Below are 11,902 nucleotides of genomic sequence, written 5' to 3'. Positions count from 1 at the left end.
GTGCGCGCGTGAACATCGCGAATCTGGACCTCAACCTGCTCGTCGCCCTGCGCGCCCTGCTGGAGGAGCGCAACGTCACCCGGGCGGGAGAGCGCATCGGTCTCAGTCAGCCCGCCACCAGCGCGGCCCTGGCCCGACTACGGCGCCACTTCTCCGACGAACTGTTGGTGCGCCGGGGCAACCGCTACGAGCTGACCCCGCTGGGGCACGCGCTCCGGGGCCCGGCCGCCAACGCCTGCTCCGTCATGGAACGCCTGTTCAGCAGCCGGGCCCATTTCCGCCCCGAGACCGAGGAGCGGGACTTCACCCTCCTGGCCTCGGACTACGCGGTCACCGTCTTCGGGGCACGGCTGGCCGAGGAGCTCCACCGGTCGGCGCCGGGCATCAGACTGCACTTCGAGCAGATGCCCGCCACGATCGTCTCGGCCACCGAGAGCGTGCTCGGCAGTGTCGACGGCGCCCTGATGCTGCACGGGGTGATCAGCGGCCACCCCGCCGTGGAGCTGTTCCGCGACGAGTGGGTGTGCCTGGTCGACGCCGCCAATGCCGAGGTGGGGGAGGAACTCACCATGGACGACCTGGCGCGGTCGCCGTGGGCGGTCTACCGCAGGCCCTACGACGCCCCGGCCGCCCACCAACTGGGCATGCTGGGACTGGAGCCCCGGGTGGAGGTCTCCGCCCAGAGCTTCCGGTCGCTCCCCGACCTGGTCCGGGGCACCCGCCGGGTGGCGCTCGTCCAGCGTCGCCTGGTCGACCGCCCCGAAGGGCACGCCGGGTTGCGCGTCCTGGCCTGCCCCTTCCCGGCCGCGCCCATCCGGGAGGCGCTGTGGTGGCACCCCGTGCACGGCCAGGACGCCGCCCACATCTGGCTGCGCAGGACCGCCGCGCGGATCGGCGCGGGTCTGGACGCCCCGCACGACGCGGCGGTCGGTGCGGCGGAGGGCGCGTAGATCGTGTTCGGCCTCGCGGCGGACCCATCGGACGCGCCCGCTCGCGACGGGCGACGGCCGGGCGCACGGCTCAGCTGGAGGCCCGCTCCACCAGGTGGGGGGTGAACGACAGGCGGCGATGCCGATGATCGGGATCCTCCACCTCCTCCACCAGCAATTTCGCCGCCGCGGTGCCCAGGGCGTGCCCGTCCACGTGCACCGACGTCAAGGGGATCCCGGCCGTGGCGGCCGACTCGATGTCGTCGAAACCCACCACGGCCACGTCGTCGGGGATGCGCCGGCCCGCCCGGGTGAGCGCCTGCATCACCCCCAGGGCCAACAGGTCGTTGGCGCAGAACACCGCGGTGCGGGGCCGTGGCGAGGCCAGGATCCGCTCCCCGGCACGCCGCCCCTGCTCCAGGGTGAAGGCGCCCGTCTCCACGACCTCCACCGACTCCTCCGAACGGCCCGCCAGGGCGGCGGCCCGCCGGCATCCGGCCAACCGGTCGACGGACTGGCGCATGTGCGCCGGCCCCGTCACGCAGACGATCCGCTCGTGGCCGCGCGCCAACAGGTGGGTCCCGGCCAGTTCCCCGCCCATGACGTCGTCGACGGCGACCGAGCACACGTCCGGGTGGTCCGTGGAATTGTGGAACAGGACCAGGCGCAGCCCCCGTTCGCGGGTGCGCTCCACCCACTCCCGCGACAGCGCCGCCGGGGTGACGAGCACCCCTTGGGCCTGCTGCTGGAGCAGCATCTCCAGATAGCGCTCCTCCTTGGCGGGATCCACGTCGGTGTTGCACAGCACCACGGTCCGCCCGACGGTGTGCAGGTGGTCCTCCGCCCCGCGGGCCACGCCGGTCAGGAAGGGGTTGCGCACGTCGAACAGCACCAGCCCCACCGCGGTGCCATGCCCGCTGCTGAGCTGGCGGGCGGCCTGGTTGGGCCGGTAACCCAGGTCGTCGATGGTGTCGCGGACCCGATCGCGGGTGGCGGGGGCGACGATCTCCGGTCGGTTCAGGACGTTGGACACGGTCGCCACGGAGACCCCCGCCTGACGTGCCACTTCCCTGATGTTGACGGTTTTCACCGTGTCGGCGCTCCCCGGGTTCCCGCTGAGGTATGGGTCTTGTAACGCTTCAATTCCGGCTCTCCGATGGTAGTGCGCGGGGCGGCCCCCGGGCCCGCCCTGCGGGGGTGCTCCGGTCACGCCGACGCCCAGGCGTCCTCCCAGACGTGTTCGCCGGACTCCGCCGTGAACGTCTCCCGCCCCGGAAGGTCGACGACGGCCGTGGTGCCCGGCGGAACGCACGCCGAGACCCGGAGTCGGTCGCCGACCCGCCGCCAGTGCACGCTCGCCGTGCCGTAGGGCGTCTCGTGGACCGCGCCCGCCCATTCCAGCCCCCCGCCGGGGCGGGGCGCCAGACGGAGCCGCCGGTACCCCGGCGCGTCGGGCGCCAACCCGGCCACCGTGCGGTGCAGCCAGTCGGCCACCGCCCCCAGGGCGTAGTGGTTGAACGAGGTCATCTCGCCCGGGTTGACCCGGCCGTCCGGCAGCATGCCGTCCCACCGTTCCCAGACGGTCGTCGCCCCCATCAGTACCGGGTACAGCCAGGAGGGCGACTCGCGCTGCGTCAGCAGGCGGTAGGCGGTGTCGACGTGCCCGTACCGGGACAGGGCGTCGCACACCAGCGGGGTCCCCGCGAAACCGGTGGCGATGCGGTGCCCGGCCTCGGCCACCAGGTCGGCGAGCCGGTCTCCCGCCGAGGCGCGGTGCTCCTCCGGGATCAGGCCGAAGCACAGCGCCAGTGCGTAGGCGGTCTGGGTGTCCACGATGAGCCGACCCCCCTCACCCGCGGAGTAGGCCTTCCAGAATCCGGCCCGGATGTGCCCGGTCAGCGCCCGGTATCGCACCCGGTCCTCGTGCTCGCCGAGCAGACCGGCGATCTCGGCCATGACCCGGGACGACTCGGCGGCGTACGCGGTGGCCACCAGGGAGGGGTCGGTCTCGGCGCGGAAGGGGTCCTCCGGGGGAGCGGAGGGGTCCAGCCAGTCGCCGAGCTGACGGTCGCGCCGCCAGGTCCCGTCGGTCTCCAACCGGCCGGCGACCAGGTCCGTCCACGCCTTGGCGCTGGCGTACTGGTCGCGGAGCACGCCGGTGTCGCCGAAGCGCTCGTACAGCCGCCACGGGGTGAGGACGGCGGCGTCGCCCCACACCGCCGCCGGCCAGGCCGGGGTCCAGGTCGGCGCGTGGATGGTGGGAACGACGAACGGGACGGTGCCGTCCGGGTACTGCTCGACGGCCAGGTCGGCCAGCCACGATCGCACCATCCCCGCGCAGTCGTACAGGAAGGCGGCGGTGGGCGCGAACACCTGGATGTCGCCCGTCCAGCCGAGCCGCTCGTCCCGCTGCGGGCAGTCGGTGGGGACGTCCACGAAGTTGCCGCGCATACTCCAGCGCACGTTCTCGTGCAGTCTCTCCACCAGCGGGTCGGAGCAGGTGAACTCGCCGGTGGGCCGCATGTCGGTGTGCAGGACCCGTGCCACGATGTCCCCGGGCGCCGGGGTACCGGGCCATCCCGTCACCTCGGCGTAGCGGAATCCGTGGTAGGTGAACCGCGGCTCCCACTCCTCGGTTCCGCCGCCGGCCGCGATGTAGGAGTCGGTGGCGGCGGCGTGGCGCAGGGGGCGCACGCACAACGCGCCGTCCTCCAGCACCTCCGCGTGGCGCACGGTGACCTCCGCGCCGGCCCGGGCGGTCAGGCGCAGGCGCAGGCGTCCCACCAGGTTCTGGCCGAAGTCCACCAGCAGGGAGCCCGACGGCGTCGTGGAGATCTCCACCGGCTCCAGTCGGGCGGTGCGGCGCACCGGCGGGGAGGTCGGGGCCACCAGGGTCGCGGGGGCGCGCCGGACGGGCACGACCGGGGCCCAGCCGGTGTCGTCGAACCCCGGCTCGGACCACCCCCGCGGCTCCAGCCGGGCGTCGTGCCGCTCACCGTCGTACAAGGAGGAGGTGAGGACGGGGGAGGGCGCGCACCGCCAGTCCGTCCCGGTGCCCGCGCGCACGATCGATCCGTCCTCGCACTCCACCTCCAGTTGGGCGAGCAGGCCGGTCCGATCGCCGTAGATGTCCCGCCGGCCGCCGTGGAAGCCCAAACGGCCCCGGTACCAGCCGTCGGCCAGGTGTGCCCCGAGCACGTTCTCACCCCGGCGCAGCAGTCGCGTCACATCGTGGGTGCGGTAGCGCAGCCGGGAGGGGTAGGCGGTCCAGCCCGGCGCCAGGACCTCGTCCCCCACGGTCTCGCCGTTGATCTCGGCCTCGAACACGCCGTGCGCGGTGACGTACAGGCGGGCCGACCGGGGTGCGGCCGGCAGCGTGAGGGAGCCGCGCATCAGGACGGGGCGCTCCCTCTCCATCACACGGTCGGAGGGTCCCACCATGCCGGCCCACCAGTCGCCCGGTTCCAGCAGACCCGCCTCGACCTCCAGCGCGGGGCTCCAGGGGGAGGGGACGTCCGACCCGGATCCCCAGACCCGGACGCGGACCGAGCGTCGTTCCCCGGAGCGCAGGGCGGGCGCCGGCCAGGGCACGAGCACCGACTCGTCCGAGACGACGCGTCCGCTCCGGTGCGTCGCGCCGGAGTCGTCGACGACCTCGATCTCGTAGGCCCGCATGCGCCAGCCGGGCGGGGCATGGCGCATGCGCCACGAGAGGCGGGGGGCCGATTCGCCGATGCCCAGGGTCTCGCGGTGGTGCTCGGCGGTGGGCGCCTCGGGCAGGGGTGCCGGACTGGAAGGGGACACAGGGGACTCCTGAAGGGAGCGACGGTAGCGACAGCCCACCACTGACGAAAGATAATTGAACCGTTTCAATCAGGTGAGCAAGCGCAACCGTAGGAACATCGGACCCCTCTCGTCAAGGAGAGGGAGAGGTCGAGCTCTGTGTCAAACTCGATTTCATTGAATGGAAGCGCACTTCAGAGACCCTTTCGTGGTGTCGTGTCGGATGTGCGTCCGATGGGTGGCTGGGATTGCGAAGAGGTTTCGTTCAGTCGGAGGACTTGACGTACGTCACTCTTCCCGCCTAACTTCGGGCCACTGAATGAATCGTTTCAACTCTGTTAAACCACGGAGTCGAACGGGTGGCGCGACCCAAGGGCGCCCCCGCACCCCTGAGGAAGACCGATGGAGACAGCCATGGCTCCGCACGCCCCCGGCGTAGCGCCCACGAAGGGTGGCGGCCCGCCCCCACCCCGCGGAAGAGGACGCACCCGGCCCCACCACCTCTCCGTGCCCTGGTGGTTCGTCCTGCCGGCCCTGGCGTTCTTCGCGTTCGTGGTGCTGGTGCCCGCCCTGCGCGGAGCGATGTACTCCTTCACGGACTGGGACGGCCTGGCCCGCGAGTACTCCTTCGTGGGGTTCGACCAGTACCGCGCCCTGCTCGCCGACAAGGGGGCGCGCGGAGCGCTCCTGCACACGCTCGTGATCGCCTTCGCGGTCACCCTCGTGCAGAACCTCGTCGGCCTGCTGCTGGCCCTGGGCGTCAACACCGCCATCAAGTCCCGCAACGTGCTGCGGGTCCTCTTCTTCGCCCCGGCGGTGATCACCCCGGTGGTCACCGCCTACCTGTGGAAGTACCTCTACTCACCCCAGGGGGCGCTCAACTCCGCGCTCGACGTCCTGGGGCTGGGGGCATGGGCCCAGGACTGGCTCGGTGACAGCGGCATCGCCCTGTGGTCGGTGGTCGCGGTCATCGTCTGGCAGTTCTCCGGGTACTCGATGGTCATCTTCCTGGCCGGACTCCAGTCCATCCCCCGGGAGATCTACGAGGCCTCCGACATGGACGGCGCCGGGCCGGTCCGCCGGTTCTGGCACATCGTGCGGCCGATGCTGGCACCCGCCTTCACCATCAACCTGATGCTCTCCCTCATCGGCGGGCTGAAGCTGTTCGACCAGGTGTGGGTCATGACCCAGGGCGGTCCCGGCGGGGCGACGGACACCCTGTCGACCGTCATCTACCGCGAGGCCTTCCAGTTCAACGCCTTCGCCTACAGCACGGCCATGGCGGTGGTCCTGACCCTGTTCGTGATCGTGTCGAGCGGCGCCCAGTACGGCTACCTCGCCCGCCAGGAGAGGAAGAACGCGTGAAGCGCTACACATGGCGGACCGGGGTCCTGGAGGCGGTCATGATCGTCACCGCCCTGATCTTCGCCTTCCCCGTCTACATCCTGTTCGTACAGGCCTTCCGCCCCGCCGACGACACCGGAGCCTCCCCCCTGGTGCCGCCCGCCCGGCCGACCCTGGACAACTTCGCCCAGGCCTGGAACCAGGCGTCCCTGGGGCCCGCCATCGTCAACAGCGCCCTGGTGACGGTCGGCAGCATCGCCCTCCTGGTGGTGCTCTCCGCGCTGGCGGCCTACCCCATCGCGCGTTCCACCCGGACCTGGTCCCGCGTCACCTTCGCCCTGTTCATGCTCGGGCTGCTCGTGCCCTTCCAACTGGCGCTCATCCCGCTCTACCAGACCATGCGCGACCTGGGCCTGCTCGGCGACCCGCTGTCGTTGGTCATCTACTACACCGGCGTCCAGATGCCCTTCTCGGTCTTCCTGTACACCGGGTTCCTGCGCGGGCTGGACCGCGGCTACGAGGAGGCCGCGATGATGGACGGCGCCGGCCCCCTGCGCTCCTTCTTCAGCGTCGTCCTGCCGTTGCTGCGCCCCATCACCGGAACGGTGATCATCCTCAACGTCATCTTCGTCTGGAACGACTTCCTCACCCCGCTGCTGTACCTCAGCGGCTCGGGTGAACAGACCATCCCGGTGGCCCTGTTCGGCTTCGTCGGACAGTACGTCTCCCAGTGGCCGCTCGTCTTCGCCGGTCTGATCATCGGCTCGATCCCCGTGCTCGCGGTCTACTTCGCCATGCAGAAGCGCGTCATCCAGGGCTTCGCCGGAGGACTGAAGGGCTGATCCCCTGCGTCCCCGTCCGCGTGCGTCATCCCCTCCCCTCCTTCCCTCATCCCGGAGAGAACCATGTCCAAGAAGCTCCTGGCCCCGCTGGCCTGCGCGGCCCTCGCCCTCACCGCCTGCTCCGCGCAGGGCGACGAGGCGGGCGGCGGCCTCACCGTCACCGCGAACTCCACCGACCGCGTGCCCATGGACGCGGTGGTCGCCGCCTTCCGCGAGCAGCACCCCGACATCGGGGTCACCGTCACCTACGCCGACACCGACCAGCTCCAGAGCACCCTGCGCACGCAGTTGTCCTCGGGCACCGCCCCCGACGTCTTCACGGTCTGGCCCGGCAACGGCAACCCGGCGGCGCTGGAACTCCTCGCGCCCAGCGGATACCTGGCCGACCTCGGCGACGCCGAGTTCGCGGGCCGCATCCCCGAGGGCGACCGACCCGTGACCGAGTACGAGGACACGACCTACATCGTCCCGGTCACCTACAGCGGCATCGGCGTCATCTACGACAAGGCGGCCCTGACCGGCCTGGGCGCCGAGGAGCCCACCACCTGGAGCGAGCTGATCGACCTGTGCGGCGCCGCCGCCGAGGAGGACATGAGCCTGCTCGCCCTGGGCAACCAGACCCCGTGGGTGACCCAGCTCATCACCTACGCCCTGGCGGGGACCACCGTCTACGCCGACACCCCCGACTTCGACGAGCGGATGGCGGCCGGGGAGACCTCCTTCGCCGACTCCGGTTGGAAGACCGCCATGGAGAAGTACCTGGAGATGGAGGAGGAGGGCTGCTTCAACGACAACCCGTTGGGCACCGGCTACGAGGCCTCCATCTCCAACGTGGTCCAAGGGCGGTCGGTGGGCCTGGTCCAGGTGGCCACCACCCTGTCCCAGGTGCAGTCCGAGGCCGGTGACGCCGAGCTGGGGATGTTCGCTCTGCCCGCCACCGACGATCCCGAGCAGACCCTGATGCCCGGGTCCGTCTCCGCCGCCTACGGCGTGAACTCCGAGGCCTCCGACCCGCAGGCCGCCATGACCTTCGTCGAGTTCCTCGGCTCCGCCGAGGGTCAGGACATCTACGCCACCGAGGGCGGCACCCTCACCGCCCTGCCCGACGACGCCCGCGAGATCGACCCGGCGCTCACCACCCTCACCGACTACCAGAGCCAGGGGCGGACGGTTCCGTTCATGGACCAGCGCTGGCCCAACGCCCGCGTCCAGCAGACCCACTTCAACGTGATCCAGCAGCTCTTCGCCGGTGACATCACCGTCGAGGAGGCGCTGGCCGAGATGGACGACGCCTACCTGAGCGAGTAGACCCCGACCGCCCGGGGCCGGTGTCCCGCCCCGGGCGGACCATCGCGCTCGACCGAGTGACCTCGTTCGGGCCCGGACGACCCCGCCCACACCACCGTGGGCGGGGCCGACCGGGCCCTTCGTCGTGCCCGGCCCCCCGCGCACCGCCCCGCCGCCGCGGTCCGCGCGGGTCCCGGGGCCCGCCCGAAACCGGAGGTGATGACGGCGCGTGAACGCGGACGCATCCACCCGGTGAATGGTCGGTATAGCGAATTCGCTCTTCCGAGTGACGTGGAACACATGCAGGCTTGAGGCGTACGACCAGGGAGCATCAGGGCGCAGGACCCGCCCCTCCCCGTCGTCCTCTCCACCTTCCGCGCGCCGTCGGCCTTTCGCGGCGTGCCCTTCATCCCCCTACGACAGCGAGGTGCCCCGTGCCCGACAAGACCACAACACCCCCGGCCGAGGGGCGGGCTCCCACGGACGGCCGACGCGAAGCCGGCATCGTCCAGCTCGTCCTCCTGCTGGCCGCCAGCTGCATGCCGATCCTCGGCAGCGTCCTCATCGCCCCGATCCTGCCACTGATGGCCCGTGAGTTCTCCTCGGTCGCGGGCGCCGCCATCCTGGTTCCGGTGGTGCTCACCGTCCCCGCCCTGGTCATCGGCCTGACCGCCCCCTTCGCGGGGGCGCTCGTGGACCGGGTCGACCGCAAGCGCGTGCTGCTGTTCGCCATGGTCGGCTACTCGGTGGTCGGCACCGCACCCCTGTACCTCGACGACCTCCAGGCGATCGTCGCCAGCCGGGTCCTGCTGGGCCTGTTCGAAGCGGCCATCATGACCTGCTGCACCACGCTCATCGGCGACTACTGGTCCGGCACCCGCCGGGCGCGCTACCTCGGGTTGCAGGTGCTCACCACGACCTGTGCCGCCACCGTGTTCCTGCTCGCCGGCGGACTGCTCGGCGCGTGGGGATGGCGGACGCCCTTCTGGCTCTACCTCGCCGCGGTGCTCCTGGTCGCGCCGATGGCCGCCTTCCTGTGGCAGCCCCGGAGATCGGAGGGCGAGAGCCGGGGCGGCCTGCCCTGGCGCCTGCTGCTCGGCCCCTGCGCGGTCACCCTCTTCGGCGGGGTGGTGTTCTACGCGCTCATCGTCCACCTGTCCTACGTCCTGGACGGCGCGGGAGTCACCTCCACCGGAACGGTCGGGGCGATCAGCGCCGTCATGTCGCTGGCCACCGCCGTCGGCGCGGGGCTGTTCGGCCGGTTCTCGGCGGTGACGCCCCGGGTGCTCGTCCCCATCGAGTTCGGCCTGTCCGCCCTCGGTCTGGGCATCGTCTTCGCGGCCCCGTCGGTGCCGATCATCATCGTCGGCGCGGTCATCACCGGTTTCGGCACCGGCCTGCTGCTGCCCACGCTGGTGCTGTGGGCCGTCAACCGGCTCGCCTTCGAACAGCGCGGCCGCGGCACCGGCCTGTGGACCGGGGCCCTGTTCATCGGCCAGTTCGCCTGCCCCCTCATCATCGTCGCGCTCGGTACGGCGGGCGCGGATCTGAGGTCGGCGCTGGGCCTGCTCGGCGCCGCCGCGGCGGCCATGGCGCTGCTGCTGGTGTTCACCCTGCGCGCCACGGCGCGTCAGTCGGGAGAACGGCACTGAGGTGCCCGTCGCGGGCCGCCCCGAAGCGCGTTTCGGCGCGGCCCGCGGGCATCTCCCCTGTGAGGAGTGGAAGACGATGGCACGATCGCCCGACGGGGACTCCGTCATCACGCGCGCGGTCAGGATCCTGGACGCCTTCGGCCCCGATGCCCGGGTACTGAGCCTGAGCGAGATCGGCCGGCGTGCCCGCCTGCCCCCGGCCACGACCGCCCGACTGGTCAAGGAGATGACACGGCACGGTCTGCTCGACCGCGACGAGTGCCGTCGGGTCCTCATCGGCACCCGCATGTGGGAGCTGGCCGAGCGCGCCTCACCCGTGAAGGACCTCAGGGAGTCCGCCCTCCAGTACATGGGCGACCTGCACTCGGTGGTCGGCCACTCCACCCAGCTGGCGGTGCTCCAAGGGGACGAGGTGCTGTGCGTCGAGCGACTCACCGCACCCGGCGCGGTCGTCAACGTCACCGAGGTGGCCGGCCGGTTGCCCGCGCACGCCTCCTCGGCCGGGCTGGTGCTCCTGGCCCACGCGCCCGACGGTGTGCGCGAACGGGTCCTGCGCGGCCCGCTGGTCCCCCGCACACCGCACACCCTCGGCGACGACCGGGCGCTGCGCGCCGAGCTGGCCGAGATCCGCAGGCGCGGCTTCTCCTTCTGCCCCGGACACATCCGCCCCGAGGCGACCGGGCTGGCGGTCCCGGTGCGCCGTGACGGCGAGGTGGTCGCGGCCCTGGGGATCGTCGTGCCCAACGACGACGGCGCCTGGGCGCTCAACAGGCCTCTCGTGCTCGCCGGGCTGGCCCTGAGCCGGTCCCTGAGCGGTCCCGTGACGCCTCCGGTGCCCGGTTCCCGTGGCCGGGGCGCGTGGTCCTCCGACACCGCCTCTCCGTGACCCGCCCCGGGTCCCGTACCGGCCCGCGATCGGTCCCGCGATCCTGCGGCACCGATCTTCCGTGACCGGTGCCGGATCCCGTGTTCCGTTGAATGGAAGACGTGTGGCCTCAGGACCGGCCGCCGTCCGATGCTGGGGCGACACCCCCGGCACGACGAGGAGGTTCCATGGCGACGACGACGGCGACCCCGCCCCCGGAGGGCGGAGGGGCGCACACCGGGATGTCTCTCCACGTGGTCCGCCGGACCGAGGAGGCGGACGGGGTGGTGGCCCTGACGCTCGCCCGGCCGGACGGCGGCAGACTGCCCGACTGGGCCCCCGGAGCGCACATCGACCTCGTGCTGCCGGGCGGGCTCACCCGCCAGTACTCCCTGTGCGGCGACCGCTGGGACGCCCGGACCTACCGGGTGGCGGTGCTGCGCGAACCCGAGGGCCGAGGCGGTTCGGCCCTCGTCCACGATCACCTGCGCGAGGGGGACCCGGTCGGCCTGGGCGGCCCCCGCAACAACTTCCCGATGGCCCCCGCCGAGGAGTACCACTTCATCGCGGGCGGCATCGGGATCACTCCGCTACTGCCGATGATCGTCCAGGCCGACCTGCTCGGCGTTCCCTGGCGCCTGCTCTACGGCGGTCGCACCCGCGCGTCCATGGCCTTCGTCGACGCACTGGTCACCGCGCACGGCGACCGCGTCACGGTCGTCGCCGAGGACGAGCACGGCCGCCCCGACATCCCGGCATGGCTGTCGGCGCCCTCCTCCGACGCCAAGGTGTACAGCTGCGGACCGCCGGGCCTGCTCGCGGCGGTGGCGCGCGCCTGCGCCGACCTGCCCGCCGGACGGGTGCGCACCGAGCGCTTCGTGGCCACGGACCCGAACCCCGGTACGGGCGGTCGCGCGTTCGAGGTGGAGCTGCGCCGCTCGGGCATCACCATCACCGTCGGCACCGAACAGAACCTCCTCCACGAGCTGGGTCGGGCCGGGGCGCGGGTGCTGTCGTCCTGTCGGCAGGGCCTGTGCGGCACCTGCGAGACCGCCGTGCTCGACGGTGTGCCCGACCACCGCGACTCCCTTCTCGACGAGGCCGAACGCGCCGCCGGCGACCGCATGCTCGTCTGTGTCTCCCGAGCACGCTCCCAACGCCTCGTCCTGGACCTGTGACACCGCCGCCCGAGGAGCCGAC

General features: G+C 72.0%; 9 protein-coding genes. 7 read left to right on the top strand and 2 right to left on the bottom strand.

Annotated elements, in window-relative coordinates:
• The first annotated feature begins 8 nt into the window (after positions 1 to 8).
• Positions 9 to 950, top strand: coding sequence for a LysR family transcriptional regulator (locus tag PWG71_RS16155; protein ID WP_274810556.1), 942 nt, complete (start codon positions 9 to 11; stop codon positions 948 to 950).
• A 70-nt stretch (positions 951 to 1,020) separates the two neighbouring features.
• Here PWG71_RS16155 and PWG71_RS16150 read toward each other — a convergent pair whose 3' ends face one another.
• Both PWG71_RS16150 and PWG71_RS16145 read right to left on the bottom strand, forming a co-directional pair.
• Positions 1,021 to 1,995, bottom strand: a complete 975-nt coding sequence (locus tag PWG71_RS16150) for a LacI family DNA-binding transcriptional regulator (RefSeq protein ID WP_274810555.1) — start codon at positions 1,993 to 1,995, stop codon at positions 1,021 to 1,023.
• A gap of 140 nt (positions 1,996 to 2,135) precedes the next feature.
• Positions 2,136 to 4,733 (bottom strand): glycoside hydrolase family 78 protein, encoded by a 2,598-nt coding sequence (locus PWG71_RS16145; RefSeq protein WP_274810554.1) that lies wholly within the window; start codon positions 4,731 to 4,733, stop codon positions 2,136 to 2,138.
• Positions 4,734 to 5,219: 486 nt separating this feature from the next.
• Between PWG71_RS16145 and PWG71_RS16140 the strand changes: the two genes are divergently transcribed.
• The 6 genes from PWG71_RS16140 to PWG71_RS16115 all read left to right on the top strand — a co-directional run bounded on the left by PWG71_RS16140 (position 5,220) and on the right by PWG71_RS16115 (position 11,880).
• Positions 5,220 to 6,077, top strand: coding sequence for a carbohydrate ABC transporter permease (locus PWG71_RS16140; protein WP_274810553.1), 858 nt, complete (start codon positions 5,220 to 5,222; stop codon positions 6,075 to 6,077).
• The gene (locus PWG71_RS16135; protein ID WP_274810552.1) at positions 6,074 to 6,898 is read left to right on the top strand and encodes a carbohydrate ABC transporter permease; all 825 of its coding nucleotides are present in this window, start codon (positions 6,074 to 6,076) and stop codon (positions 6,896 to 6,898) included. Before PWG71_RS16140 ends, PWG71_RS16135 begins: the two co-directional genes overlap by 4 nt.
• Before the next feature lie 63 nt (positions 6,899 to 6,961).
• Positions 6,962 to 8,206: an ABC transporter substrate-binding protein gene (locus PWG71_RS16130; RefSeq protein ID WP_274810551.1), complete on the top strand. Its 1,245-nt coding sequence runs from the start codon at positions 6,962 to 6,964 to the stop codon at positions 8,204 to 8,206.
• A gap of 413 nt (positions 8,207 to 8,619) precedes the next feature.
• Positions 8,620 to 9,837 carry an MFS transporter gene (locus tag PWG71_RS16125; protein WP_274810550.1) on the top strand — a complete coding sequence of 406 codons (1,218 nt, stop codon included), beginning with the start codon at positions 8,620 to 8,622 and terminating at the stop codon, positions 9,835 to 9,837.
• A 76-nt stretch (positions 9,838 to 9,913) separates the two neighbouring features.
• A complete protein-coding gene (locus PWG71_RS16120; RefSeq protein ID WP_274810549.1) occupies positions 9,914 to 10,723 on the top strand; it encodes an IclR family transcriptional regulator in 810 nt (269 codons plus the stop codon).
• A 167-nt stretch (positions 10,724 to 10,890) separates the two neighbouring features.
• Positions 10,891 to 11,880 (top strand): PDR/VanB family oxidoreductase, encoded by a 990-nt coding sequence (locus tag PWG71_RS16115; RefSeq protein WP_274810548.1) that lies wholly within the window; start codon positions 10,891 to 10,893, stop codon positions 11,878 to 11,880.
• Positions 11,881 to 11,902: the final 22 nt, after the last annotated feature.

This window comes from Nocardiopsis sp. N85 (assembly GCF_028882275.1).
GTDB lineage: Bacteria > Actinomycetota > Actinomycetes > Streptosporangiales > Streptosporangiaceae > Nocardiopsis > Nocardiopsis lambiniae.
The sequence above is the reverse complement of the archived record's forward strand: the minus strand, read 5'-3'. Positions and strand labels throughout refer to the sequence as shown.

Excerpts from the sequence above, each read along its gene's own strand:
- PWG71_RS16120 (WP_274810549.1), top strand. The coding sequence starts at position 9,914 with ATGGCACGATCGCCCGACGGGGACTCCGTCATCACGCGCGCGGTCAGG.
- PWG71_RS16130 (WP_274810551.1), top strand. The coding sequence starts at position 6,962 with ATGTCCAAGAAGCTCCTGGCCCCGCTGGCCTGCGCGGCCCTCGCCCTC.
- PWG71_RS16115 (WP_274810548.1), top strand. The coding sequence starts at position 10,891 with ATGGCGACGACGACGGCGACCCCGCCCCCGGAGGGCGGAGGGGCGCAC.